The following is a 26799-nucleotide window of genomic DNA, read 5'->3' on the forward strand; positions in this document are numbered from 1 at the left end:
CCGCACGCGCAGATGCGGGGTAGGGCTCAGCCGCCGTAGACGTTGTGGTCGACGACGTGCATCGCCCGGGCGGCATCCGTGATGCTGCCCGACAGCGACGGGTAGACCGCGAACACGCGCGAGACCTGGTCGACGGTGAGGCGCCGCTCGACCGCGATCGCGATCGGGTAGATGAGCTCCGAGGCGCGCGGGGCGACGATGACGCCGCCGATGACGGTGCCGCTGCCCTCGCGCGCGATGATCTTCACGAAGCCGTCCTTGATGCCCATCATCTTGGCGCGCGGGTTGGCCGCCAGCGGCAGCTTGTGCACGACGCCGTTGATGTGGCCGTCTTCGATGTCCTTCTCCTGCCACCCGATCGTCGCGATCTCGGGAGCGGTGAAGATGTTCGACGTGATGCGGCGGCGCTCGAGCGGGATGACCACGTCGCCCAGCGCGTGGAAGATGGCGGTGCGGCCCTGCATCGACGCGACCGAGGCGAGGGGGACGAAGGTCGTGCAGTCGCCGGCGGCGTAGATGTTCGGGACCGATGTGCGCGCCACGCGGTTGACCTGGATGTGGCCGGACTCGGTCATCTGGATGCCCGCCTCTTCGAGGCCGATGCCCGCGGTGTTCGGGACGGAGCCGACGGCCATGAGGCAGTGGCTGCCTTCGACGGTGCTGCCGTCCGACAGGGTCACCACGACCGCATCGCCGGTGTTCTCGACCTTCTCGGCGCGCGACTTCGACAGCAGCTTCATGCCGCCGCGCTTGAAGACGCGCTCGAGGACGGCCGCAGCATCCTTGTCTTCACCGGGCAGCACCTGGTCGCGGCTGGACACCAGCGTGACCTTCGCGCCCAGGTTCATGTAGGCGCCGGCGAACTCGGCTCCGGTCACACCCGAGCCCACGACGATGAGGTGCTCGGGCAGCGCGCTCATGTTGTACAGCTGCGTCCAGGTGAGGATGCGCACGCCGTCGGGCTTGGCGCTCGCCAGCTCGCGCGGCGAGGAGCCGGTCGATACGACGAGCGTGTCGGCCTCTATGCGGTCGAAGTCCGTCCCGCCGGGGCCGGTCGAGACGACGACGGCGTGGTCGCCCTCGAGCCGCCCGTGGCCGGAGATGATGCGCACGCCTGCCTCGACCAGCGATGCGCGCATGTCGTCGGACTGCTGCCGGGCGAGAGTGAGGAGGCGCTTGTTGACGGCGCTCAGATTGATCGCGATCTCGGGCTTCAGCGGCTTGCCGTCCTTGCCCTTGGCGAACAGCTGCACGCCCAGGTCACCGGCGCCGGCGATCGCGACGGCTGCGTCGGCGGTCGCGATCAGCGACTTCGACGGGACGACGTCGGTGATGACCGCCGAGCCGCCGATGCCTGCTCGTTCGACCACGGTCACCTCGGCTCCGAGCTGGGCGGCGGCCAGCGCCGCTTCGTAGCCTCCGGGTCCGCCGCCGAGGATGGCGACGCTCTGGGTGGTCTCGAAGCTGATCGACATGGATTCCATTCTCCCCTGCCGGACGACGCCACCACGACACATCCGGCGACACTCCCGGATGCGGGGCGGAGCGTCCGCGCTGGCCCTTGGCCCCGGGGGTTCCTAAAGTGGTGGCATGTCAGACACCACCGGCAACCCTCTCGACGACCCCACGGCCGACCCCTTCGAGGTCGCCGCCGCCGCCGCGGAGGACATCGCCCGCATCACCCGCGTCGAGCGTCACGACATCGCGCTGACGCTCGGCAGCGGCTGGGGCAAGGCCGCGGAGCTGCTCGGCGAGACCACGGCGACGTTCCCCGCCGCCCAGGTGACGGGCTTCAGCGCCCCGGCGCTCAGCGGTCATGTCGGGACCCTGCGCAGCATCGTCACCCCGAAGGGCCGCCGCGTGCTGGTGATCGGCGCCCGCACCCACTACTACGAGGGCCACGGCGTGCGCCGGGTCGTGCACAGCGTGCGCACCGCGGCCGCGGCGGGGGCGCGCACGATGGTGCTCACCAACGGCGCCGGCGGCATCAAGCACACGTGGACGCCGGGGCGACCCGTGCTGATCAGCGACCACATCAACCTCACCGGCGACTCGCCGCTCGAGGGTGCGACGTTCATCGACCTCACCGACCTCTACTCGCTCCGCCTGCGCGACCTCGCGCGCTCCATCGACCCGAGCCTCGACGAGGGCGTCTACTGCCAGTTCCGTGGCCCGCAGTACGAGACGCCGGCCGAGGTGCAGATGGCGAAGGCGATCGGCGGGCACATCGTCGGCATGTCGACCGCCCTCGAGGCGATCGCGGCGCGCCAGGCCGGCATGGAGATCCTCGGCTTCTCGCTCATCACGAACATGGCCGCCGGCATCCAGAAGTCTCCCCTCAGCCACCAGGAGGTGCTCGACGCCGGCCGCGAGGCCGAGCCCGTCATCTCATCGCTCCTCGCGCGCGTGATCGGCGCGCTGTGAACGGCGCGAAGGAGGTGCCGGCAGCGAGCCCGGACATGCAGGAGCCGGCACCCGACAAGGTTCCGGCCGGGTCGGATGCCGCCACCGCCGTCCTGGAGCGCGCGCACGCCTGGCTCGCCCAGGACCCCGACGGCGAGACGCGCACCGAGCTGCGTGCGCTGATCGAGGCCGCCGAGTCCGGCGACCAGGCCGCCGCGGAAGACCTCGTGGACCGCTTCTCGACGCGGCTCGCGTTCGGCACCGCCGGGCTGCGGGGCGCGCTCGGCGCCGGCAGCAACCGCATGAACCGCGTCCTGGTCGCCCAGGCCGCCGCCGGGCTGGCCTCCTACGTGCGCGAGCGGGCCGGACTTCCTCCCGTGGGTACAGAGGCGCCCGTCACGGACGCGGCCGGTGCCGAGACGAACGAGCAGGCGGACGCCGACGCAGATGCTGAGCCAGGCGCCGCGGCAGACGATGCGTCGTCCGACACAGACATCGCGGTGGCGCCGACGAACGCAGCCGATGCGGAGGGCGGATCGCCGGCGGCGGAAGGCGCCCACGACACGGCCGTCGGGCTGCCGAATGCGCCCGAGCTCACCGACCCTCCCTCGGCGGACGCGCTCGAGGCGGAGGGCCCGGAGGTTCCCGGCATCCTCGACGATGCGCCGATCGTCGTCATCGGCTACGACGGACGCCGCAACTCCGACGTGTTCGCTCGTGACTCGGCCGAGATCTTCGCCGGCGCGGGGCTGCGCGCGATCCTCTTGCCGCGCCTGCTGCCGACGCCGGTGCTCGCGTTCGCGGTGCGCCACTTCGGCGCCGCCGCCGGCGTCATGGTCACCGCGAGCCACAACCCGCCCGCCGACAACGGCTACAAGGTGTACCTCGGCGGGGACGACGACGGCTCGCAGATCGTCGCGCCGGCCGACGCGGAGATCGCCGCGCACATCGCCCGGGTCGCCGAGGGCGACGACATCAGCACGCTCCCCCGTTCGCTCGCCTTCGAGCTCGCCACCGAGAGTGTCGTCGACGAGTACGTCGCGGCGACCGCCGCGGTCGCGCCAGCGCCCGCCGGCGCGGAGGGGCTGACCTGGGTGTACACCGCGATGCACGGCGTCGGGTGGGAGACCCTGTCGCGCATTCTCGAGGCGGCCGGCTACCCGGCACCGGTACCGGTGTCGGCGCAGCTGGAGCCCGACGGCGACTTCCCGACCGTGGCGTTCCCGAATCCCGAGGAACCCGGCGCGATGGACCTCGCCTTCGAGGCGGCGCGCGACGCCGGCGCCGAACTGGTGATCGCCAACGACCCCGACGCCGACCGGCTCGCCGTCGCCCTCCCCGACGATTCGGCCGAAGACGGTTGGCGACGGCTGACGGGCAACGAGGTCGGGCTGCTGCTGGGGTGGCGTGCTGCGCAGCTCGCAGCGGCCGGCGGCGCAGCCCCCGAGGGCGCCTCGCTGGCCTGCTCGCTGGTCTCCTCACCCGGCCTGCAGGCTGTCGCGGAGCACTACGGACTCGGCTTCCATGCGACGCTCACGGGCTTCAAGTGGATCTCCCGCGCGCCCGGACTGGTTTTCGGATTCGAGGAGGCGCTCGGCTACCTCGTGAACCCCGGCACAGTGCGGGACAAGGACGGCATCTCTGCGGCCGTCGCGATCCTGGGCATGGTGACCGAGGCGCGCGGCCGAGGCGCGACCCTCGCCGACCTCCTCGCCGAGTTCGAGGAGCAGTTCGGCGCCTTCGCGAGCGATCAGATCTCGATCCGCGTCGACGACGTGTCGCAGATCTCGGGCATCATGGCCGCGCTGCGGGCACGGCATCCGGAATCCGTCGGGGAGGTCGCGGTCGATCGCATCGACGACCTGCAAGAGGGCGTCGACGACCTCCCGCCGGGCGACGTGCTGCGGCTGTGGCTCGCCGACGGCTCGCGCGTCGTCGTGCGCCCGAGCGGGACCGAGCCGAAGCTCAAGCTGTACCTGGACGTGCGCGGTGAGTCGCGCGACGACGCTGCGGCACGAATCAGCGCGCTCGCGGACGGCGCGCGGGCGCTCCTCGCGCAGTACGGCGGCTGAGGCTTCGCGCAGTACGGCGGCTGAGACTTCGGGCGCGGCGCGTGTCCGGGCTCCGTGCTACAGTCGCGCCCGCGATGTCGCGACCGCCACCTCGCCGGCGGATTCGCGATCATCCGGGCATTCGATACGAGGAGCGATGATGAACGGCGCGCGCGACGACGACAGGACGGATGCCGAGGGCACCCGCTCCGTTCCCGCGACGGACTTCCCGCCCGGCCCGGCGGACGTGCCGGGGAGAGCCGCGGCGGACGCTGCCGGCGACGGCGGCACCGACGCCGACGAGACTCCCGACCCGCCCGGGTGGCTGCGCAACGTCGTCCTCTTCCTCGGCGGCCAGACGGTGAGCCTGTTCGGCTCCATGCTGGTCCAGTACGCGGTGTTCTGGTATCTGACCATCACGTACCAGTCGGGGCTCGTGATGACGCTCGCGGCCGTGTTCGGGTTCCTTCCGCAGGCCGTCGTGTCCATCTTCGGCGGCGTGTGGGCCGACCGCCACAACCGCAAGTACCTGATCATGGGCGCGGACGCCGCGATCGCGCTGTCGACACTGGCGCTCGCCCTCGTCATGATGGCCGGCTACGACGCCGTATGGCTCATCTTCGCGACGATGGCGATCCGCTCCGCCGGCGCCGGCATCCAGATGCCCGCGGTCTCGGCCTTGATCCCGCAGATCGTGCCGACGCGCAACCTCATCCGCGTCAACGGCATCAACGGCTCGATCCAGTCGGCGATGGCCCTGCTGGCGCCGGCCGCCGCGGGCGCGCTCTACGCGTGGGCCTCTGCGGCGTCCGGCGGCACCGCAGCATCGCTCATCCCGATCTTCTTCATCGACGTCGTGACCGCGGTGATCGGCGTCGGCATCCTCTCGCTGATCCCAGTGAGCACGATCCGCCGGGCGGCCGACACTCAGACGGGTTACTTCGCCGACCTCGTCGACGGCGTGCGGTACATCGCGCACCACGCGTTCGTGCGCTGGCTGCTCGTGCTGTTCGCGATCATCTTCCTGCTCACCGTCGCCCCCTCCAACCTCACGCCGCTCATGCTGGTCCGCTCGTTCCCGGCGGGTGAGGCGCAGAACGTCGTCAACCTCGCGGTGCTCGAGGTCGCGTTCAGCATCGGCATGGTGCTCGGCGGCATCCTCGTGGCATCTTTCTTCGCCAAGCGCAGCCGGGTCGGGCTGATCGTGGTGTCATCGCTGGTCTTCGGCATCCTCTCGATCGGACTGGGACTGTCGCCGAACGTGTGGGTGTTCTTCGGCTTCATGTTCCTCGTCGGACTCGCGGTGCCGTTCTTCTCGACGCCGTCGATGACGCTGCTGCAGGAGACGGTGGAGCCCGAGCGTCAGGGTCGTGTCTTCGGCTTCGTCGGCATCGTGATGGCCGTCGCGATGCCTGTCGGCATGGTCGTGTTCGGTCCCCTCGCCGACATCATGCCGATCGAGGTGCTCCTCATCGCGGCCGGCCTGCTCACGTTCGTCGTCGTCGGACTCGCCGTCTGGCTGCCCGCCGGTCAGCGAGCGATCGCCGCCGCCCGGCGCGCGTCCGAGGTCACCGATCACGACCCGGCCGCCGCGGCCGCGGTCGTCGAAGCGGAGATGCACGGGAAGGACGCCTGACCGCACGACCGACGCTTCGCGCATCGGTCAGCGGAGCACGAAGTGACCGGGTGAGACCTCGGCGAGCACCGTGCCGTCGGGCTCGAGGCCGACCGGCTCAGGTCGCGTCGAGATGCGTTCGAGCCTGCGCCGCGCCTGGGCCGGGTCCGTCGACAGCGCGGCGTCGAGCAGATGGCGCGTGTAGGCGTGCTGCGGCGACGCGAAGACCTCCGCAGTCGGTCCGAGCTCGACCACGCGGCCACGGTTCATGACAGCCGTACGTGTGGCGATCTCGCGCACGACGGACAGGTCGTGCGAGATGAAGAGGTAGGTGAGCGCCAGTTCCCGCTGCAGCCGCAGCAGCAGCTCGGTGACCTGCGCCTGGATCGACATGTCGAGGGCCGAGAGCGGCTCGTCGCACACCACGAACCCGGGACGCACGGCGATGGCACGCGCGATCACGATGCGCTGGCGCTGACCGCCCGAGAACGCGCGCGGGCGCCGGTGGACGGCATCCCCGTCGATCCCCACCGCGGCGAGCGCCTCGATCGCCTGCGCGCGAGGGTCGGCGTCGGGGACGAGCACGGTGAGCGGCTCCATGACGTTCTGCAGCGCCGTGCGGTGGGGATTCAGCGATGAGAACGGGTCCTGGAAGATGACCTGCATCGATCGGTGGTACGGCGCTCGGCGGGCGCGCGGGAGGGACGTGAGGTCGACGCCGTCGTACGTGACGGTGCCGCTCGTCGGCTCTTCCATCTGCAGGATGCTGCGGCCGAGCGTCGATTTGCCGCTGCCCGACTCCCCCACCAGGGCGAGCGTCTCGCCGCGGCGGATCGTGAGGTCGACGCCGTCGACCGCGCGGACGGTCCCCGTCGTGCGACCCCACGCATTGCGCACGGGGAAGGTCTTGACGAGCCCGTCGACCCGCACGAGGTCGTCTGTCACCTGCCCGCTCATGCGTCCTCCTCCCCGGGCGACGACGCTTCAGACGACAGTGCGTCCGGTGCGGCATCCAAGAGCTCTCGCGTATACGGATGCCGCGGCTCGCGGAAGACGCGATCCACATCGCCCGACTCGACGATGCGGCCGTCCTTCATCACGAGCACGTCGTCGCACACGGCGGCGACGACGGCGAGATCGTGCGTCACGATCAGCACGGTGAGCCCCCGCTCGGCCTGCAAGGCGCGCAGCAGCGCGAGGATCTGCGCCTGGATCGTGGCATCCAGCGCCGTCGTCGGCTCGTCCGCGAGAAGCAGCTCGGGTCGCGCGAGAAGCGCCATCGCGATCATCGCCCGCTGGCGCATGCCGCCCGACAGCTCGTGCGGGTAGCGCGAGAGCACGCGGTCGGGGTCGGGGATGCGCACCGCGACGAGCGCCTCGCGGGCGAGCGCCGTCGCCTGGCGCCGCCCGACCCGCTGGAATCGCCGGGCGACCTCGGCGAGGTGCGCACCGATCCGCACGAGCGGGTTGAACGAGGTCATCGGGTCCTGGAACACCATCGCGGCCGGCAGCCGCTCGCTCGACGCCGCGGCGGTGATGTCCCGTCCGTCGAGGACGACACGCCGGCATTCCCGGGTCGCACCGTCGGGAAGGATGCCCATGAGCGCGCGCAGCAGCATCGTCTTGCCGGAGCCGGACTCGCCGACGATCCCGACGACGCGGCCGCGAGGCACCTCGAACGAGACGTCGTCGAGGACGCGGACCTGGCCGCCGGTGCGGCCGGGGAGGTCGACGTCGAGCCCCTCGACGCTCAGCAGCACGTCGCCGCGGGGCAGCACATCCTCGGCTGCGCCCGGGGCACCCGCCGACGCGGTCGCGGGATCGGGGACCGTCATGACGCTCCTCCTTCGCTGACCGACTGCCGCAGCGCATCGCCGAGCACGTTGAACGACAGGACCGTGAGCAGGATCAGGATGCCGGGGATCAGTGCCAGGTACGGCGCGGTCTGCAGGCTGCCCTGCGCCGACTCGAGGAGGCTCCCCCATGACGCCATCGGCGGCTGGATGCCGAGGCCGAGGAAGCTCAGCGCCGACTCGGTGAGGATCGCGGTCGAGATGCTGGCCGTCGCGGCGACGATGATCGTCGGCGCGGCATCGGGCACCACGTGCCGCCACATCACGAGTTCGCGCCGCACCCCGATGTAGCGGGCGTACCGCACGAACGCGCGCTCCCGCAGGGTCAGCGTCTCGGCGCGCACGAGGCGTGCCGTCGCCATCCACGAGAACACGCCGATCACGAAGATGATGGTCCAGAGCCCCGGCTTGAGGAACACGCTGGCGACGATCACGAGCACCATCCACGGGATCGACGACAAGAAGTCGACGAACCGCATGAGGAGGTCGTCGATCCGCCCGCCGGCGTATCCGGCGACAAGGCCCACGACGACGCCGATCGCGGTGGCTGCCGTCATCGCCAGGATGCCGACGGTCAGCGAGATGCGCCCGCCGTAGACGACGCGCGAGAAGTAGTCGCGGCCGAGTTCATCGGTGCCGAACCAGTGCGCGGCGCTCGGCGGCTGCCAGCGGATCGCGAGGTCGGTCGAGGTCGGATCCAGCGGGAGCAGCGGCGCGAGGAGCGACACGGCGCCCACGACGACGAGGAATGCGATCGCGAGCAGCGACGCGACCGAGCGGAACGAGCGCGTGCGGTGCACCAGCGTGGTCGCGTCGATCGCGGCGGCGACGTTGGGCGTGGTGGCGGTCATGAACCCCCTCCGATCCGGATGCGCGGGTCGACGACCACGTACAGGATGTCGGCGATGAGGTTGCCGACGATCACGAGCACCGCCGACAGCAGCAGCACAGCGAGTACGACGGGGTAGTCGAGGCTGCGGGTCGCCGTCAGGAAGTACGGCCCGATGCCCGGCCAGCCGAAGATCGACTCGGTGACGATGGCACCGGTCACGAGGATCGGGAGGGCGAGGCCCAGCTGGGTGATGATGGGAAGCATCACATTGCGGCCGACATGGCGCGTGAGCACCTGACCGCGCGAGGCGCCGAAACCGCGCTGCACGAGCACGTAGTCCTGCGACAGCTGACTGATCGTGGCCGCGCGCACGTAGCGGGCGAGCTCGGGGAAGAAAGCCACCACGAGCACCAGGAACGGCATCACGAAGTGCATCAGGAAGTCGACGGGATCACCCTGCTTGCCCACCGAATGCATGCCGATGATCGGGAACCACCGCAGCTGGTACCCGAAGACGTAGATCACCAGGAGCGCGAACCAGAACGACGGCGTGGCGATGCCGATGCCGGCGATGCCGTCGATCGCCTTGTCGATCAGGGTGCCGCGGCGGGAGCCGGCGATCAGGCCGAGCACCACGGCGATCACGAGAGCGGCGACGTAGGCGGGCGCCACCAGCAGGATGGTGTTCGGGATGCGGGCGGCGAGCTCCTCGGCGATGGGATGCCGGCTCACCAGCGAGTAGCCGAGATCGCCCTGCACCACGTTGGCGAGCCAGAGTCCGTACTGCACGACGATGGGCTGGTCGAGGCCGTAGCGGGCGCGTATCGCCGCCTGGGTCTCCTCCGACATCTGCGGCGTCGTGATCGTATCGACGACGTCATACGGCGCCGCGTGCAGCAGCAGGAAGACGACGAACGTCACCAGCAGCAGCATCGGCAGGACCTGCAGCAGACGACGCAGGATGTAGACCGCCATCGTTCTCCTTTCGGGCGGACGACGAAATGGATGCCGGCGGCCGAACCTCGGCCGCCGGCATCCACTCGTTCCTTACTGCTCGGTGAGCAGCCCGAAGTTCTCGAGGGTGTAGATCGGCACGAGCTTCGCGTCGTCGACGCCGCCGATCCGCGGGTTCACCGCGAGGATCTTGAGGTTGTCGGCGAGCGGGAAGACCACCGCGTCCTCGGCGATCTGCGCCTGCAGGTCGGCGTAGACCGCCTTGCGGGCCTCGGGGTCGAGCTCGACGGCGCCCTGGTCGAACAGCGCGTCCGTGGCCGGGTTCGAGTACGAGAAGTAGTTGGCCGAGGCGCCGGTGCGATACAGCAGGCTGTACGCGTCCGGGTCCTGGCCCATGATGTAGCCGCCGAGGAACGCGTCGTACTGCGATTCGGCGCCCTTCTGGATCTCCTCGAAGACCGCAGCCGGCTCGATGCCGGCCAGCTCGACCGTGATGCCGGCATCCTGCAGCTGCTGCTGGATGAGCGTCGCCTCGGTGGTCTGCGCGGGATCTGCACCGGCGTACGCGAGCGTGATCGAGAGGTCGGAGACGCCGGCCTCTTCGAGGAGGGCTGCCGAGGCATCCGCGTCCTGCTCGTACTGCTCGACGTCGTCCGTCGCGAACGCGTTGCTCGGCGGGAGGATCGCGTACGCGCTCTCGTAGTAGTCGTCGCTCAGGAACGCCCCGGTGTTGATCTCGTCGCGGTCGAGGGCGAAGAAGATCGCCTGGCGCACCTTCTGGTCGGTGAGCTTCGCGGCGTTGAGGCCGACGTAGGCGACGCGTCCCTCGGCGTACGGGTAGACGTTCAGTCCGGCGCCCTCGAGCTCGGTGATCTGGTCGGGCGTCGCGAACGAGGCGTCCACTTCACCGGTCTGCAGCGCCGTCTTCACGGTGTCGGCGTCGGCCACGATGCGCAGCGTGACCTCGGGGATCTTCGGCGCGTCGCCGTAGTAGTTCTCGTTCGCCTCGAACGTGAGGTACTGGCCGCGCTCGTACTCGGTGAGCTTGTAAGGGCCCGAGCCGACCGCGATCGGGTCGAGCTCCGACACCGAGAAGTCGGTGACGTCGCCGTATACGTGCTCGGGGATGATGTACGTCTCGGTCGCGATGTTGCTGAGGGCCGCCGCGCTCACGCTCGGCAGGTGGAAGACGACGGTGCGCTCGTCGGCCGCCTCGGCCGTGATGGGCTGGTCGCCGACGTACAGCAGGTCGGCGTTGCCGTTCTCACGCACCGCCTTGTTCGTGTAGGTGAAGACGACGTCGTCGGCGGTCAGCGGCTCTCCGTCGGACCACTTGAGGTCTTCCTTCAGCGTGACCGTGACCGAAAGGCCGTCCTCGGCGGGCTCGATGGACTCGGCCAGCTCGTTCACGACCGTGCCGTCGCCCTCGACCCGCGCGAGCGGCGAGTAGACGAGGTTGGTGACGGTCAGACCCCAGCGGTCGCCGACGTTGATTGGGTTGAGCGACGTCGGGTCGCTCGCGATCGCGTAGGTGAACTGGCCGGTCGCCTCGGCGCCGGTCGTCTCAGGTGCCGCGTCGCCCTGCGCGCAGGCAGCCAGTCCGATGGTCGCCGCCAGTGCCAGTGCGATGGGGGCGATTACTCGCCGTCTCGGCTTCATGAGCCCTTGGGTCTTCATCGTGGTTCGAGTCCTCTTCGCTGTGCATGCGCCCGAATGAACGCACCGTTCGAGCCTAGGTCGGCCCGTGAGAGGCAGGCGCCGATCGGCAGAACAATTGCGAAGTATGTCGGCGCGGTGACATGCACATCGAGCCCTAGGCTCAGAGCATGCTGCTCACCCTGCCCATCGCGCTGGAGAACGAGTACGTGCGCCTCGAGCCGCTCGCGCCCGAGCACGAAGCCGATCTCGCCGCGGCGGCCGTCGGTCTCGAGCACACCTGGTACACCTCGGTGCCGCGTGCCGAGGGCGTCGGCGCCGATATCGCACAGCGTCTGGCGTGGCGCGACGAGGGCCACATGAATCCGTGGGCTGTGCGACGCCTCGACACCGGGCGGGTGGTGGGGACCACCACCTTCTGCAACATCGACCAGCCCAACCGCCACGTCGAGATCGGCCACACCTGGATCGGACGAGAGGCGCAGCGCACCGCGGTGAACACGGCGTCGAAGCTGCTGCTGCTCGGCCATGCGTTCGAGGCGTGCGACGCGATCGCGGTCGAGTTCCGCACCCACTGGCACAACCTTCAGTCGCGCGCGGCGATCGCCCGCCTCGGCGCCCGCCAGGACGGCGTGCTGCGCAACCACCGCCTTGGCCCCGACGGCACACTGCGCGACACCGTGGTCTTCTCGATCCTCCCCCACGAGTGGCCCGCAGTGCGCCTCGGCCTCACCGAGCGCCTCGCCCGCGGCTGACCTGCCGCAGCGGCATCCGTCCCCTTGCCCTGGTCCGCGGCACTTGTCGGGTTTGGGGCGCGTTCTCTCCGTTGGGGCGCAGATTCTCCGCCCCAACGAAGATTCTGCGCCCCAAACCAGAGGAGGGACAGATGCTGCACCCGGGGACCGCAGCACCCGCTCCTCCCCGACCGCGGCTATTCGCGGCTCGACGGGGCTTTTCCACGATCAGCGCCACGGGACTCCGCACCCGCGCGGGCTGTGAGCAGGCTCGACGCATGCCACCGATGCGTCTGCTGCGTCACCACGATCTCGTCCTGCTCGGTGTGAGCCCGCGCCGGCTGGCGGCGGCGCTCCGTGCGGGATCAGTGGTCAAGGTTCGGCCCGGCGTGTTCGTGCGAGGCGACGCGTGGAATGCAGCGATACCCGAAGCCCGCTCCGTCGCACGGGCCCAAGCACTGACGGCGGTCTCAACGATCCCTCCGGTCGTGTCCCACGAAACGGCGGCCGCTGTGTACGGTCTGCCCCTGTATCGCGCGCATGACCGGGATCGCGTCCATGTGATCGCAGCCACCGGGCGCCCCGGTGCCGCCGCAGGGGTCATACGCCATCGCGGGGAACTCCCCGACGACCACGTTGTCGAGCTAGAGGGCATGCGCGTCACCTCGCTCATGCGCACGGTGGCCGATGTCGCGCGCACCACCACCTTCGAGCAGGGGGTGACCATCACTGACGCAGCGCTGCGCCAGCAGTTCGTGACCGGCCCTGGTCGGTACGACCTCGAGGGCGCCGAGGACTTCAGGCAGAGGGTGTTCGAGATCGTGCGACGAGCTGCGCATGGGCAGACGCGCGCACGGCGTGTGCTTGAGTTCGCCGACGGGCGTGCGCAGCTTCCGGGCGAGAGCATCAGTCGAATCCGCCTGCACGACCTGGGGTTCCGAGCGATTCAGCTGCAGGTGGCGGTGGCAGGACCACGGAACACCACCTACTTCGTCGATTTCGGCCTGGAGGACATCGCCGCGCTCGGCGAGTTCGACGGTGCGATCAAGTACGTGGACGGCCGACTCCTCGACGGGCGCACGTCGTCGCAGGCACTCGACGAAGAGAAGCAGCGCGAGGACTGGATCCGCGGGACTACCCAGCGCCGCTTCGCCCGCTGGGGATGGCCGCACCTGCGCACGGCCGCCCACTTGGGCGCACGGCTCGAGGCGTTCGGCATCCGCCCTCTGTCCTGAGAGCGCCGCCGCCCCGAGCGGGACCGACTGTCCCCTGCTCGCGAGGTTCGGGGCGTGTTCTCTCCGTTGGGGCGTAGATTCTCCGCCCCAACGGAGGAAGTGCGCCCCAAACCCGAGAAGAAACGCCGGATGCCGGGCTCAGCCGTCGATGACGGCGACGAGCTCGTCGAGGAAGGCGTTGAAGTCGCTGCCGCGGCGCACGATCCGCTGCACGCTGTCGCGCTCGCTGAACACCTCGACGAACTGCTCGAACACGGTCTGGAACGCCTCGCGGTCGGTCTCCGAGAAGGCGACGAGCGCCACGACCTGCACGCGGCCGTCGCCCCACGGGATCGACGGGTCCGCGATGCCGATGGCGATGGCCGTGCGGGATGCCGTCATCTCCAGCGCATGCGGCACCGCCAGGGCATCCGTGAACGCGGTGGATGAGAGCCGCTCTCGTTCGATCGTGCGCTCGATGTACTCGGCGTCGATGACGCCGCGCTCCCGGAGCAATGCGCCGAGCGCGCGGATGACACCCTCCTCGCCGGCGACGGCCGCGTCCTCGAGCCCCCGCACGAAGGCCGACGGCTCGAAGTAGCGCTCGAGTTCGGCACGCAGCCTCGCCAGCCGTCGCGAACGACGGATGCGCCCCGCGGCCGCCTGCACGCGTTCGACGTCGCCGTCGGTCAGGAACGGCTGGATGCGGACGATCCGCTCATTCGTCACGGGCGGATCGATGGTCGTCAGCACCAGGTCGGTGTCGATCGACGCCCAGTCCGGATCGACGCGCGTCTCGACGCCGACGACCTCGATCGCCTGCCCGAGCGAGCGGTCGACGCTCGAGCGCAGCAGCTCGTGCAGGTCGTAGTACCCGGGGCACACGATGGTCGCGGTCAGCAGCTGGTCGGCGCGGCGGCTGCGCTCGAGGCGGCCGCCGACATGCATGGCGATGTAGGCGATCTCGTCGTCGGGCAGCGGGATGCCCAGCCTCTGCTGCAGGCGGCTCGCGATGAAGACCGCCACCTCGAAGATCATCGGATACGTCGACTTCAGCGACCGCGTGAGCGGGTTGCGCGACCACGCCTGCTCGCGGGCGCGGTGCAGCAGGTTCTGCACGTGGAGGGCCAGCCGCGCCACGAAGTCGTCGTGGGCGATGTCGACCAGGAACTCCTCGGCGGCGGCGCTCACGACGTCGTGCACCGCCGTCTCGACCTCGGGATCGAGGGTGGACGGCGCGGTGGCGGATGCCGCGCCCTCGAGCCCGTCCGGTGCGACGACGCGCGTGAGCACCAGGGTGGCGAGATGCTGCAGGTCGGCACTGCCGAGCTGCACCTGGAGGTGCCGCTCCGACAGGTCGGCGATGATCGCCGCCACCTGGGTCTGCGTGGGCCGGTCACGCGCGCCAGCGCCCTCGGCGCCGACGGCGTCGAGCGGGCGGTCCCGCGCGGTGCGGTCCGCCGCGATCGCGATGTGCATCACCACGTCGGCGATGCCGAACTCGTTGACGAACCAGCCCAGCTCGCCGAGCCGCGCGACGAGCTCGGTCTTGAACGGCCCGAACGCCTGGGCACCGACCGACCCCTCGCCGAGCGTGCGCCGGAGGGCCGAGAGGTCGAAGGATCCGGCATCCATCTCGTCATGCGCGAGCTTGCTGAGAAGCCGTCGCTGGGCGCCCTCGGTGCCGCGCAGCCGGGCACGCGATGCGGAGCGCTCGAGGGTCAGCTCGGTACCGCCGAGCAGGCCGCGCACCCGCGCAAGGTCGGCGTCGAGCGTCGCGGGCGAGACGTGCAGCGCTTCGGCGGTCTCGAACACCTCGATGCCGTCGGCGGCGTCGAGGAGGGCCCGCACCAGCGTGTGCAGGCGGTCGCGGGGCGTGCCGGCGTCGCCGCCGACTCGGAGGGCTGCGGCGGCCTCGGAACCGGCCCGGTACCCCTGAGGACCCGACTCGACCGCGACGCCCGGGGCGACGCGGGCATTGGCCGCCGTCACGTACGACCGAATACTGCGGGGGGTGACGCCCAGGGCGTCGGCGAGGGCGGATGCCGTCACCCAGTCGCCGTCGCGCAGGAGCAGTCCGAGCACACGATCCTGCCGGGCCCGGGTCACCTGCCCAGTCAACCACGCGCACGTCGGCGCCGGCCCGAGGCGTTTCGTCTCGCTTCGCTCGCTCAACGACCGAAACCAGCGCCGGGAGCCCCCATCCCCGGTCGTTGAGCGAGGGGGCGCCAGCGACAGAGACGAAACGCCCCGAACCCGCCGCACGACACAGTGCGTTTCCGCCCCCGTGGAAGAAGGAGTGGTTGTCCCCTCTCAGCGTTCTCACAAGAATGGCCATTGAGGAGGCGGGTCGATGAGGATCCTTGTGGTCTGCGGAGCGGGTGCCTCGAGCACCTTCGTCGCTCAGCGTGTGCGCCATGCGGCGCACGCCGAGGGCCTCGACTACTCCGCCTTCGCCGGCACCGAGCAGTCGCTGCCCATCGACCTCGATGCCGCGGACGTCGTCCTCGTCGGTCCGCATCTCGCTCACGCGCTGGAGCGCATCGAACGGGATGCCGCTGCACGGGGCACGACGGTCGTGCTGCTGCCGTCCGACATCTTCGGAGATCGCGACGGCACCCGCACCCTCGCGCTGGTCCGCGCCGCGACCGGGAGCCTCGGGGGGCCGCTCCCGGCCGCGGATGCGGCAGGGCCCGAAAGCCCGGACTGACCCCCACCCGAGCCCCCGCAGACAGAGCGCGCACGGCCAGACAGACCCGCACCGACAGAGCAGTCCTGAACCAGAAACCAGAAAAGGGGTCGACAACATGCCACCCATCTCCCGCACCGTCCGCATCGGATCGGCGCACGGTCTGCACGCCCGGCCGGCGAAGCTGTTCGCGCAGGCGGCGAAGAACGCCGGCATCCCGGTCACGATCGCGAAGGACGCGGGAAGCCCCGTCAACGCGGCAAGCATCCTCGGCGTGATCGCGCTGGGCGTCGAGCGGGGCGATTACGTGACGCTCACCGCGGACGGCGACAACGCGGAGGCGACGCTCGACACGCTCGCCGAACTCCTGACCACCGACCACGACGCGGAGGCGTGAACATGACCGAGCTGCGAGGTGTGGGAATCGGCCTCGGCGTCGCCCAGGGGCCCGTCGCGCGCATGGCGGAACCGGCGCCGGCTCCGACCGACGCGCCCAGCACGCTGAGCGCCGACGACGAGAAGGCACGCGTGGCGGATGCCGTGGCCACCGTCGCGCGCGAACTCGAGGCCCGCGGCGTGCAGGCCGGGGGCGCCGCCCAGGAGGTGCTCGAGGCGCAGGCGATGATGGCCGAGGATCCCAGCCTCGCCGACGAGGTGGGCGCCCGCATCGCCCAGGGCAAGACGGGCGAGTTCGCCGTGTTCGACGCCTTCGCGTCGTTCCGCGATCAGCTCACGGCGCTCGGCGGCTACCTCGGCGAGCGCGCGGCCGACCTCGACGACGTGGCGCAGCGCGTCATCGCCCGGCTGCGCGGGGAGCCTGCTCCCGGTGTGCCCGACCCGGGGCATCCGTTCGTCCTCGTCGCGAAGGATCTCGCACCGGCCGACACCGCCCTCCTCGACCTCGACAAGGTGCTCGCCCTGGTGACCACCGAGGGCGGCCCGACCTCGCACACGGCGATCCTCGCCCGCGAGAAGTCGATCGTCGCGATCGTCGGCGCGGTCGACGCCAAGGACCTCCGCGACGGCGAGACCGTGATCGTGGATGCCGCCGCCGGCGTCGTCACGACGGCACCGACGTCCGACGAGCTCGAGCGGGCGCTGCGACGCGCCGAAGACCGCGCGTCCGCGTCGTCCGCGCCGATCACCGACGGCGCCCTCGCCGACGGCACACCGGTGCCGCTGCTCGCGAACCTGGGCAAGCCCGAGGGCGCGATCGACGCGGTGGCGCTCGGCGCCGAGGGCGTCGGACTCTTCCGCACCGAGTTCCTCTTCCTGAGCTCGGCCCAGGCTCCCACGGTCGAGCAGCAGCGCGAGGCCTACACGCAGCTCCTTTCGGCGTTCCCCGGCAAGAAGGTGGTCGTGCGCGTGCTCGACGCCGGGGCCGACAAGCCGCTGGCGTTCCTCAACGACGCCCATGAAGAGAACCCGGCGCTCGGCCTCCGCGGCATCCGGGCCCTACGAGCCAGTGAGGACATCCTGCGCGAGCAGCTCACGGCGCTGGCCGACGCGGATGCCGCAACAGACGCGGATCTGTGGGTGATGGCGCCGATGGTGGCGACCGTCGAGGAGGCCGAGTACTTCACCGACATCGCGCGCGACTACGGCATCAAGACCGCCGGCGTCATGGTCGAGGTGCCGTCCTCCGCCCTGCTCTCCGACCGGATCCTGTCGTACACCGACTTCGCGTCGATCGGCACCAACGACCTCACGCAGTACACGATGGCCGCCGACCGGCTGCTCGGGTCGGTCGCCTCGCTCCAGGACCCGTGGCACCCCGCGGTGCTGCGGCTCATCCGGGAGGTCGGCGACGCCGGTCGGGCGCACGGCAAGCCCGTCGGCATCTGCGGCGAGGCCGCAGCCGATCCGCTCCTGGCGGTGGTGCTCGTGGGCCTCGGCGCCACCAGCCTGTCGATGGCCCCGACGGCCCTCGCCGACGTGCGCGCCACCTTGCTGAAGCACACCATCGACCAGGCACGCGACATCGCCGCAGCCGCCCTCGCCGCGTCGGACGCGGCATCCGCTCGGGCCGCAGCGCAACAGGCGGCGAGCGGCACCACACCCACAACCGCCCAGACGGCGGCCACCCGATAGGCCGCCCGCAGCTGCGGCGACGAGAGAAGGAGACAGCAAAATGACAACGGCGTCAGTGCCCGCATCGGGCACCAGCAAGGCGCGGGTCGGAGTCCAGCGCTTCGGCACGTTCCTGTCCGGCATGATCATGCCGAACATCCCCGCGCTGATCGCGTGGGGCATCTTCACGGCGTTCTTCATCGGAGTCGGCTGGACACCCAACGCCGACCTCGCGACGATCGTCGGCCCGTTCATCCACTACCTGCTCCCGTTGCTGATCGCCTATACGGGCGGAAGCATCATCTACGGCATCCGCGGCGGGGTGGTGGCGTCGATCGCGACGATGGGCGCGATCGCCGGCTCCGACCTGCTGATCGCGCAGATCAACGCGGACCTGCCCGCTGACAACCAGCTGGGCCAGGTGCACATGTTCATCGGCGCGATGATCATGGCGCCGATCGCCGCCTACTCGATGAAGTGGCTCGACAGCCTGTGGGAGGGCAAGATCAAGGCGGGCTTCGAGATGCTCGTCAACATGTTCTCGGCCGGCATCTGGGGCTTCGTGATGGCCATCGTCGGGTTCTACCCGATCGCCTGGCTCGTCAACGGCATCATGCAGGTGCTCAGCAACGCCGTGAACTGGCTGGTCGACTACAACCTGCTGCCGCTCACCAGCATCATCATCGAGCCGGCGAAGGTGTTCTTCCTCAACAACGCCATCAACCACGGCGTGCTGACGCCGCTCGGCGTCTCGGAAGCCGCCGACACCGGATCCTCGATCCTCTTCCTCCTCGAGGCGAACCCCGGACCGGGTGTCGGCCTGCTGCTCGCGTTCACGTTCTTCGGGCTCGGCGCCGCACGCGCCTCGGCGCCGGGCGCGGCGGTCATCCAGTTCTTCGGCGGCATCCACGAGGTGTACTTCCCGTACGCGCTGATGAAGCCGATCCTGATCCTCGCCCTCATCGGCGGCGGCATGACCGGTGTCACCACCAACATGCTGCTGGGCGGTGCGCTGCGCGCGCCGGCGGCCCCGGGCAGCATCATCGCGGTGCTCGCACAGACCGCGCAGGGCGCGTACTTCGCGGTGATCCTGTCGGTCGTCCTCTCCGCTGCTGTCACCTTCCTGATCGCCGCCCTCATCCTGCGGGCCTCGCGCAAGCGCGACCTCGCAGCGATGGCGGCGACCGACGACGCCTTCGGCGCCGCGATCACGCAGACCGAGGCGGCCAAGGGCAAGTCGTCCGACGCCCTCACCGGCCTGCGCGGCGGTGCCGCCACCGGAGTCGAGGGCGGCATCGAGCCGGCGACGATGACCGAGCGCGAGATCAAGAGCATCGTGTTCGCGTGCGACGCCGGCATGGGTTCGTCGGCGATGGGCGCCAGCGTGCTGCGCAACAAGATCAAGAAGGCGGGCATCGAGGACGTCACGGTCGTCAACAAGGCGATCGCGAACCTGGACGCCTCGGCCGACCTGGTCATCACGCAGAACCAGCTCACCGAGCGGGCGCGTCAGAAGACGCCCGGCGCGGTGCACGTGTCGGTGGACAACTTCATGAACTCGCCGCGCTACGACGAGGTCGTGGACCTGGTCCGCGCGCAGCACGAGGATGGTGCGTAGCTGAGACCGCGGTGGGGCCGGGCGGGCGCTTCATGCCCTCGGCCCCATCGCCCTCGCTCCGGCCGCGCCATCACGCGGCAGCCGGCGCGAACGGCGGGGGCGGCATCCGTTCCCCTGAGCACGACAAGTGAACACGACAGCCAGTACGACAAGACAGCGGGAAAGGCGAAGACATGGCACGCGAGGTTCTGAGCATCGGCCAGGTGCGCATCCACTCCGGCAGCGCCACGCGCGACGAGGCCATGAAGGAGGCCGCCGACATCCTGCAGGCGGCCGGCGCCGTCACGGGGGCCTACTACGACGCCATGCTGCAGCGTGAGCAGACCGTGTCGACGTACATGGGCAACGAGCTCGCGATCCCGCACGGCACGAACGAGACGAAGGGCGAGATCCTCGAGTCCGCGCTGTCCGTGGTGCGCTACGACGGCGGCGTCGACTGGGACGGCAACCCGGTGACGTTCGTCGTCGGCATCGCCGGCAAGGGCGACGAGCACCTCGAGATCCTGTCGCAGATCGCGATCCTCTTCTCGGAGGAGGACGACGTCGCGCGCCTCAAGCAGGCGCAGACACCGGAAGAGCTGTACGGCCTGGTGTCCGCGGCAGGCGTCTGATGAAGGCCATCCACTTCGGCGCCGGCAACATCGGCCGCGGCTTCGTCGGCCTGCTGCTGCATGAGGGCGGGTACGAGCTCGTCTTCTCGGATGTCGCCGCCCCGCTCGTCGACGCGATCAACCACGCGTCCCGGTACACCGTGCACGAGGTGGGCGAGGGCGGCAAGGACACGGTGGTCACCGGCTTCCGGGCGATCAACAGCGCCGAGCATCCTGAGCGGGTCGTCGAGGAGATCGCGAGTGCGAACGTCGTCACGACCGCCGTCGGGCCGACGATCCTGAAGTTCGTCGCGCCTCACATCGTCGCCGGACTGGCGCTGCGGAATCCGTCGAGTCCGCCGCTGCAGATCATGGCGTGCGAGAACGCCATCAACGCCACCGATCTGCTCCATGAGGAGATCAGGCTGCTCGCCGGCGATGCGTGGGACGCGCTCGCCTCCCGCGCCGTGTTCGCGAACACCGCCGTCGACCGCATCGTGCCCGGCCAGCCCGAAGGCGGAGGGGTGGACGTCACCGTCGAGCCCTTCTACGAATGGGCGATCGAGCGGCAGCCGTTCGGCGAAGACCCGCCCCGCATCCCGGGCGCCCACTTCGTGGACGACCTCGCGCCCTACATCGAGCGGAAGCTGTTCACGGTCAACACCGGCCACGCGGCGACCGCGTACTTCGGCGCCCGGGCCGGGGTCGAGGGCATCGCCCAGGCGCTGTCGGATCCCGCGCTCGCCGCGCGAGTCGAGGCGGCGCTCGAAGAGACCTCGGCGCTCCTCGAGGCCAAGCACGGGCTCGACGCGGCGGAGCTCGCGGCGTACCGCGCCACGATCCTGCGTCGCTTCCGCAACACGGCCCTCCCCGACACGGTGTGGCGGGTCGGCCGGCAGCCGCTGCGCAAGCTGTCGCGGCACGAGCGGTTCGTCGGCCCCGCCGCCGAAGCGGCGGAGCGCGGACTCGGCGTCGATGCGCTGGTCGCCGCGATCGGGGCAGCGCTCGCGTTCGACGACAGCGAGGACGCACAGTCGGTGGACCTGCAGCGGATGCTGCGGGAACAGGATGCCGCGACCTTCACCGCATCGGTGACCGGCCTCGAGCCGGGGCATCCGCTCTTCCCGAAGGTCGAGGCCGTCGTCGCGGCGCGGCAGGCGGAACTCGCGGGCTGATCGCGTTCGCAGCTTGGGCCGCTCGGGCCGGGCTACGCTCTTCCGGTGACCCCGAGCGAGCCCACTGTTGAACCCACTGCCGAGCCGACCGTCAAGACCCGCCGGCGCGGCCTCAGGGTGGTGTGGTGGATCCTCGGCTCGCTGGGCGCTCTCATCGTGCTCGGCATCGTCGGCATCGTGATCTGGAGCCAGGTCGGCGTCATGGCCGCCGAGCCCGAGCCGCTCGCCGAGGTGCGGTCGAACGCCGCGATCGAGATCACCGACACCGACGCGGGCATCGTGCTCGCACCCGCCGGCGAGTCCGCCGACGTCGGCCTCGTCTACGTGCCGGGCGCGAAGGTCGACCCCTGGGCCTACGCCGACAAGCTCTCGGGACTCGTCGCCGAGGACCGCGTCACCGTGGTCATCACGAAGCCCTGGCTGAACCTCGCGTTCTTCGACCTGCGGCCGCTGTCCGCCTTCACCGACCTCGCGACGGGCGTCGACACCTGGCTCGTCGGCGGGCATTCGCTCGGCGGCGTGCGGGCGTGCCAGCTGGCCACGGATGCCGACGGCCTCGCCCTGTTCGGGTCGTACTGCGCGAACGACCTCTCGGCGTCCGGGCTGCCGGTGATCAGCGTCGCGGGCAGCGAGGACGGGCTCTCCACATCGGAGAAGATCGCCGACGCGCGGCCCCTCCTCCCCGACGACGCGGAGATGCACGAGATCGAGGGCGCGAGCCACGCGTCGTTCGGGGACTACGGCCCGCAGCCGGGCGACGGCACTCCCACGATCTCGGACGACGACATGCGCGACCAGCTCACCGAACTCGTCGGCCCCTTCGCCCTCACCACGGCCGGTCGCTGACCGAAGGCGCGTCGAGCTTCCCGGTCGTTGAGCGGAGGCGCTTCGAGCTTCCCGGTCGTTGAGCTGAGGGCGCTCTCGCGCCCGGAGACGAAGCGGGCTGACGTTTCGACCGCGTCCCGGGCGTCTCGTCTCGCTCGTCCCTCGCTCGCTCGACGACCGGGTACCCACCCGGTCGTTGAGCGAGGGAGCGCCAGCGACCGAGACGAAACGCCTTGAGCCGACCGGCCACACCGGCCACACCGGGCTGAACGACCCGCGCCCGCCGCCTAGACTGGAACCCCGTGACCGTCATCCTCGCGGCGATCGCAGCCTTCGTCGCTGCCGTCATCCAGCGCATCACCGGGCTCGGCTTCGTGCTGGTGCTGGTCGGCCCGATCGTCCTGCTGTACGGACCGGTCGAGGGCGTCACCCTCGGCGTGCTGCTGGCGCTGGTCGCGTCCCTCGTCGCCATCCCCCTGGTCTGGCGGCAGATCGACTGGGGTCGCTCGTGGTGGCTCATCTGGCCCGGCATCGTCGCCGCGCCGTTCGGTGCGCTGCTCGTGCACCTGCTGCCTGACGCCGCCCTCCTGCTCCTCATCGCGGCGATGGCGTTCCTCGCGCTGCTGGCGGGACGGATCTCGGCCCTCTCCGCGTCACTGACGGGACGCATGGGCGCCGTGGTCTCAGGCTCGGCCGCCGGGTTCATGCATGTCGCGAGCGGCCTGTCGGGCCCGCCGCTCGCGGCCTACGCGGTCGGCGACCGATGGCCGCAGCGCAGCTTCGCGGCGAGCGCGCAGCTGATCTTCACCGTGTTCGGTGTGGTGTCCGTGGCGCTGCGCGGACTCCCGGTCTCCCCCGCCGAGGATGTCGGCACCCTCGTCGTCGCGACGATCGCCGGCATCGCGATCGGCACGATCCTGTCCCGCAACGTCTCGCCGCGCATCGCCCGAGCGGCGATGCTCGTGCTCGCCTGGGCCGGAGCGACGGTGGTGCTGGTGCGCGGCATCCTGGCACTGTTCCTTTGAGAGGTTCCGCCCTCGGCGGCGGTCGTGCCGGCGCGCAGGGGCGTGAGCACACTCGATTTCGGTTAATGCTGCTTCACGCTTAGTGTTCTGTCGGCGGAATCGTCACGCCGGCACGAGGACGTGCGCATCGACGAACGTGAGGATCAATGAGCGACCATCGCTACGCCGTCATCGGCGCCGGGCCGTCTGGCCTGTCTGCTGCCCGTGCCCTGCAGAAGGCCGGCATCGAGTTCGACGGCTTCGAGGCGTCCCGCGGGGTCGGCGGCCTCTGGGACATCGAGAACCCGCGCTCGACCATGTACGAGTCGGCCCACCTCATCTCGTCGCGGACCACCACCGAGTTCGCCGAGTTCCCCATGCGGACGACCGCCGATTATCCGAGCCACCGCGAGCTCATCGCGTACTTCCGCGACTTCGCCGACCACTTCGGGCTCACCGACCGCTTCCGCTTCGACACGAAGGTCACCTCCCTCGAGCGCACCGACGACGGCGGATGGATGCTGGAAGCCACCGCTGCCGCCGGCTCCGACGCCGGCGAGCCGCTGAAGCAGCGGTACGACGGGGTCATCCTCGCCAACGGCACGCTGGCCGAGCCGAACGTTCCCGCGTTCCGCGGCGCGTTCGCCGGCGAGCTCCTGCACACCAGCGCGTACAAGTCGGCGTCACAGCTCACCGGCAAGCGCGTGCTCATCATCGGCGCCGGCAACTCCGGCTGCGACATCGCGGTCGACGCGGTGCACCATGCGGCCTCCGTCGACATGAGTGTGCGGCGGGGGTACTACTTCGTGCCCCGGTACCTCTTCGGCAAGCCGTCCGACACGCTCAACCAGGGGCGACCGCTGCCCGCACGGATCAAGCAGTTCGTCGACACCCGGGTGCTCCGCGCGTTCACCGGCGACCCGGTGCGGTTCGGCTTCCCGAGGCCCGACTACAAGATCTACGAGTCGCACCCGATCGTCAACACCCTGATCCTCAACCACCTCGGCCAGGGCGACCTGCGCATCGTGCCCGACATCGACCGCTTCGACGGCCGCGCCGTCCGCTTCCGCGACGGGTCCTCCTCGGAGTACGACACCGTGATCCTCGCGACCGGGTACAAGCTCGACTACCCGTTCGTCGATCGCGGCGAGCTCGCGTGGACCGGCATGGCGCCGCGCCTGTACCTCAACGCGTTCACCCCGTCGTTCAACGGGCTGTACGTGATGGGCATGATCGAGGCATCCGGAATCGGCTGGCAGGGCCGCTACGAGCAGGCCGAGCTCATCGCCGCCTACCTCGCGGCGCTGGAGCGGCACCCCGAGCGCGCCGCGGCCTTCCGCCGGCGGGTGGCCGGCGAGCCGTGGCCCGACCTCACCGGCGGCTACCACTACCTCGGCCTCGAGCGCATGTCGTACTACGTCAACAAAGACGCCTACCGCGGTGCCGTACGCGCCGCCACCCGGATGCTGAAGACGGATGCCGCGGCGCCGACGTCGCGGGGCGGCCCCTTCGACAGGCTCAGGGACCGAAGGATGTCGGCATCCGTGCGTAGGCCCTCGTCGAAGAAGGTGACCGTATGAACCCGGACGACGTTCTCCTCAACTTCAATCCGGGCACGCTCGTCCTGCTCAACGTGGTGCTGGGGCTGATCATGTTCGGCATCGCGCTCGACACCACGCTCGACGACTTCAAGGTCGTCGCCCGCAAGCCGAAGCCGTTCGTCATCGCGATCATCGCGCAGCTCGTCGTGCTGCCGGCCGTGACCTTCGGGCTCACCCTGATCCTGCCGGTGACGCCGTCCATGGCGCTCGGCATGATCCTCGTCGCCTGCTGCCCGCCCGGGAACATCTCGCAGGTGTTGACGCACCGCTCCGGCGGCAACGTGGCGCTGTCGGTGTCGATGACGGCGGTGTCGAACCTCCTCTACATCTTCGTGCTGCCGCTCTCGGTCGCCTTCTGGGGGTCGTTGCACCCGACCGCGAGCGAGCTGCTGGTCGCCGTCGAGCTCAACCCCTGGGTGATGCTCGGCGACATCCTGCTCATCATCGGCGTGCCGTTCGCCCTCGGTCTGTTCATCCGGCACCGCTTCCCCGCCTTCGCCCGCAGGGTGCAGCCGTGGGTGAAGTGGTTCTCGCTGCTCGCGCTCGTCGGCTTCATCGTGGCCGCCCTCGCGGGCAACTGGACGTACTTCGTGGCGTTCCTCGGCATCATCGTGCTCGTCGTCACCATCCACGACGCGGTCGCGCTCGCCACCGGCTACACCACCGCCGTCGTCGGCGGTCTCGGCACGCGCGAGCGCAAGGCCATGACCTTCGAGGTGGGCATCCGCAACGCCGGCCTCGGGCTCGGTCTCGTCTTCACGTTCTTCGGAGGCCTCGGCGGGATGGCCATCGTCGCCGGCTGGTGGGGCATCTGGGACATCATCGCCGGCCTCGCCGTCGCCGCTCTGTGGGCCCGGCACACCCGCCGCCGGACCGGCTCGGCCAAGGGGGACGCCTCACGCCACGCGCTGCGGGGAACGGATGCCGCGGCCCGGGGTTCCGACGCGGGCTCGAGCTCGGGCGCGGGGTCGGGGTCGGACTTCGGTTCGGGGTCGGGGTCGGGGTCGCGCTCGGGGCCGGGCTCGGGCTCGGGCGCGGGGTCGGGCTCGGGCTCGGGCGCGGGGTCGGGGTCGGGCTCGGACTCGGGCGCGCCCGCGGGAGCACCGGAGTGAGCCGCACAGGGCACACCGGCGCGGCGCGCGCCGCGGCCGCGCTCAGCAGCCTCTCGACGCAGCCGATCACGGTGGTCGATCGCGCCGCGCGCCACACCGCGAACGAGCGTGTGCGGGTGCTGGTCACCGGGGGCGCCGGTTTCCTCGGATCCCACGTGGCCGCAGCGCTGGTCGCGCGCCCCGACGTGGAACTGGTCGTGGCGGGCGACGTGCGGCGGCCGGAGCATCCGATCGAGGGCGTCATCTACGACGAGTGCGACGTGACGCGCGCCGCAGGGCTGGTGCCGCTGCTCGAGCGCCACCGCATCGACGTGGTCGTGCATCTCGCCGCGATCGTGAACCCCGGCCGCGACCACGATCTGGAGTACCGCGTCGACGTCGACGGTTCCCGCCACGTGCTCGAGGCCTGCGTCGAGGCGGGTGTGCGGCGCATCGTGGTGTCGTCGTCGGGTGCCGCCTACGGCTACCACCCCGACAGCCCCGAGTGGCTCCGCGAGTCCGACCCGGTGCGCGGCAACGACGAGTTCGCGTACTCGAAGCACAAGCGCCTCGTCGAGCAGCTGCTCGCCGCCTACCGCGTCGCGCATCCCGAGCTCGAGCAGGTGGTGTTCCGCATCGGCACGATCCTCGGACCCACCGTGCAGAACCAGATCACCGCCCTCTGGAACGGCCGCGCGGTGCTGGCGGTGCGCGGCTCGGAGTCGCCGTTCGTGTTCGTGTGGGTCGACGACGTCGCCGGCGCCATGGCACGCGCCGCGACGGACGGTCCTCGCGGCGTCTACAACGTCGCCGGCGACGGCCGG

The 26799-nt window shown here is 70.5% G+C and carries 23 protein-coding genes; 16 read left to right on the top strand and 7 right to left on the bottom strand.

The annotated features are described in order from the left end of the window. Positions 1–26: 26 nt before the first annotated feature. A complete protein-coding gene (locus B2K11_RS03925) occupies positions 27–1484 on the bottom strand; it encodes an NAD(P)H-quinone dehydrogenase (RefSeq protein WP_163616971.1) in 1458 nt (485 codons plus the stop codon). Between the two features lie 106 nt (positions 1485–1590). On the opposite strand from B2K11_RS03925, the gene B2K11_RS03930 reads away from it, so the two are divergent. The 3 genes from B2K11_RS03930 to B2K11_RS03940 all read left to right on the top strand — a co-directional run bounded on the left by B2K11_RS03930 (position 1591) and on the right by B2K11_RS03940 (position 6090). Further along, positions 1591–2424 carry a purine-nucleoside phosphorylase gene (locus tag B2K11_RS03930; protein WP_163616972.1) on the top strand — a complete coding sequence of 278 codons (834 nt, stop codon included), beginning with the start codon at positions 1591–1593 and terminating at the stop codon, positions 2422–2424. 35 nt (positions 2425–2459) lie between these two features. After that, a complete protein-coding gene (locus B2K11_RS03935; RefSeq protein WP_163616994.1) occupies positions 2460–4475 on the top strand; it encodes a phospho-sugar mutase in 2016 nt (671 codons plus the stop codon). 139 nt (positions 4476–4614) lie between these two features. After that, a complete protein-coding gene (locus tag B2K11_RS03940) occupies positions 4615–6090 on the top strand; it encodes an MFS transporter (protein ID WP_163616973.1) in 1476 nt (491 codons plus the stop codon). A 27-nt stretch (positions 6091–6117) separates the two neighbouring features. Here B2K11_RS03940 and B2K11_RS03945 read toward each other — a convergent pair whose 3' ends face one another. The 5 genes from B2K11_RS03945 to B2K11_RS03965 all read right to left on the bottom strand — a co-directional run bounded on the left by B2K11_RS03945 (position 6118) and on the right by B2K11_RS03965 (position 11367). Next, a complete protein-coding gene (locus B2K11_RS03945; protein ID WP_163616974.1) occupies positions 6118–7026 on the bottom strand; it encodes an ATP-binding cassette domain-containing protein in 909 nt (302 codons plus the stop codon). Next, positions 7023–7904, bottom strand: a complete 882-nt coding sequence (locus tag B2K11_RS03950) for an ABC transporter ATP-binding protein (RefSeq protein WP_163616975.1) — start codon at positions 7902–7904, stop codon at positions 7023–7025. The genes B2K11_RS03945 and B2K11_RS03950 overlap by 4 nt, the downstream gene beginning before the upstream one ends. Then, on the bottom strand, positions 7901–8773 hold the full coding sequence (locus tag B2K11_RS03955) for an ABC transporter permease (protein ID WP_204259999.1): 873 nt from the start codon (positions 8771–8773) through the stop codon (positions 7901–7903). The genes B2K11_RS03950 and B2K11_RS03955 overlap by 4 nt, the downstream gene beginning before the upstream one ends. Next, entirely contained in the window at positions 8770–9729 is a 960-nt protein-coding gene (locus B2K11_RS03960; protein WP_163616976.1) for an ABC transporter permease, read from the bottom strand. Before B2K11_RS03960 ends, B2K11_RS03955 begins: the two co-directional genes overlap by 4 nt. Positions 9730–9801: 72 nt before the next feature. Then, positions 9802–11367: an ABC transporter substrate-binding protein gene (locus tag B2K11_RS03965; RefSeq protein ID WP_163616977.1), complete on the bottom strand. Its 1566-nt coding sequence runs from the start codon at positions 11365–11367 to the stop codon at positions 9802–9804. A gap of 167 nt (positions 11368–11534) precedes the next feature. Here B2K11_RS03965 and B2K11_RS03970 point away from each other — a divergent pair, with 167 nt between their 5' ends. Both B2K11_RS03970 and B2K11_RS03975 read left to right on the top strand, forming a co-directional pair. Continuing rightward, positions 11535–12119 carry a GNAT family protein gene (locus B2K11_RS03970; protein ID WP_163616978.1) on the top strand — a complete coding sequence of 195 codons (585 nt, stop codon included), beginning with the start codon at positions 11535–11537 and terminating at the stop codon, positions 12117–12119. A 632-nt stretch (positions 12120–12751) separates the two neighbouring features. Then, the gene (locus B2K11_RS03975; protein ID WP_163616979.1) at positions 12752–13333 is read left to right on the top strand and encodes a hypothetical protein; all 582 of its coding nucleotides are present in this window, start codon (positions 12752–12754) and stop codon (positions 13331–13333) included. A 138-nt stretch (positions 13334–13471) separates the two neighbouring features. On the opposite strand, the gene B2K11_RS03980 is transcribed toward B2K11_RS03975, so the two are convergent. Further along, on the bottom strand, positions 13472–15421 hold the full coding sequence (locus B2K11_RS03980; RefSeq protein ID WP_163616980.1) for a PRD domain-containing protein: 1950 nt from the start codon (positions 15419–15421) through the stop codon (positions 13472–13474). A gap of 244 nt (positions 15422–15665) precedes the next feature. Here B2K11_RS03980 and B2K11_RS03985 point away from each other — a divergent pair, with 244 nt between their 5' ends. From B2K11_RS03985 to B2K11_RS04035, 11 genes are all read left to right on the top strand, one after another. Beyond that, entirely contained in the window at positions 15666–16022 is a 357-nt protein-coding gene (locus B2K11_RS03985; protein WP_163616981.1) for a PTS sugar transporter, read from the top strand. Between the two features lie 97 nt (positions 16023–16119). Beyond that, positions 16120–16398 carry an HPr family phosphocarrier protein gene (locus tag B2K11_RS03990; RefSeq protein WP_163616982.1) on the top strand — a complete coding sequence of 93 codons (279 nt, stop codon included), beginning with the start codon at positions 16120–16122 and terminating at the stop codon, positions 16396–16398. Positions 16399–16400: 2 nt separating this feature from the next. After that, positions 16401–18092: a phosphoenolpyruvate--protein phosphotransferase gene (ptsP, locus tag B2K11_RS03995; RefSeq protein ID WP_163616983.1), complete on the top strand. Its 1692-nt coding sequence runs from the start codon at positions 16401–16403 to the stop codon at positions 18090–18092. A gap of 40 nt (positions 18093–18132) precedes the next feature. Then, on the top strand, positions 18133–19689 hold the full coding sequence (locus B2K11_RS04000; RefSeq protein WP_163616984.1) for a PTS mannitol transporter subunit IICB: 1557 nt from the start codon (positions 18133–18135) through the stop codon (positions 19687–19689). A 173-nt stretch (positions 19690–19862) separates the two neighbouring features. Beyond that, a complete protein-coding gene (locus tag B2K11_RS04005; protein ID WP_163616985.1) occupies positions 19863–20300 on the top strand; it encodes a PTS sugar transporter subunit IIA in 438 nt (145 codons plus the stop codon). After that, entirely contained in the window at positions 20300–21454 is a 1155-nt protein-coding gene (locus tag B2K11_RS04010; RefSeq protein WP_163616986.1) for a mannitol-1-phosphate 5-dehydrogenase, read from the top strand. The genes B2K11_RS04005 and B2K11_RS04010 overlap by 1 nt, the downstream gene beginning before the upstream one ends. A 45-nt stretch (positions 21455–21499) precedes the next feature. Then, positions 21500–22300, top strand: a complete 801-nt coding sequence (locus tag B2K11_RS04015) for an alpha/beta hydrolase (RefSeq protein ID WP_163616987.1) — start codon at positions 21500–21502, stop codon at positions 22298–22300. A 281-nt stretch (positions 22301–22581) separates the two neighbouring features. After that, positions 22582–23304 carry a TSUP family transporter gene (locus B2K11_RS04020; RefSeq protein WP_163616988.1) on the top strand — a complete coding sequence of 241 codons (723 nt, stop codon included), beginning with the start codon at positions 22582–22584 and terminating at the stop codon, positions 23302–23304. A gap of 146 nt (positions 23305–23450) precedes the next feature. Beyond that, positions 23451–24863: an NAD(P)/FAD-dependent oxidoreductase gene (locus B2K11_RS04025; protein ID WP_163616989.1), complete on the top strand. Its 1413-nt coding sequence runs from the start codon at positions 23451–23453 to the stop codon at positions 24861–24863. After that, complete coding sequence (locus B2K11_RS04030) at positions 24860–25996, top strand: bile acid:sodium symporter family protein (RefSeq protein WP_163616990.1); 1137 nt, start codon at positions 24860–24862, stop codon at positions 25994–25996. Before B2K11_RS04025 ends, B2K11_RS04030 begins: the two co-directional genes overlap by 4 nt. Continuing rightward, the coding region (locus B2K11_RS04035) for an NAD-dependent epimerase/dehydratase family protein (protein WP_239525702.1) at positions 25993–26799 on the top strand (807 nt) is incomplete at its 3' end. The genes B2K11_RS04030 and B2K11_RS04035, both read left to right, overlap by 4 nt.

Source organism: Microbacterium sp. B35-30, assembly GCF_010634855.1.
Taxonomy (GTDB): domain Bacteria; phylum Actinomycetota; class Actinomycetes; order Actinomycetales; family Microbacteriaceae; genus Microbacterium.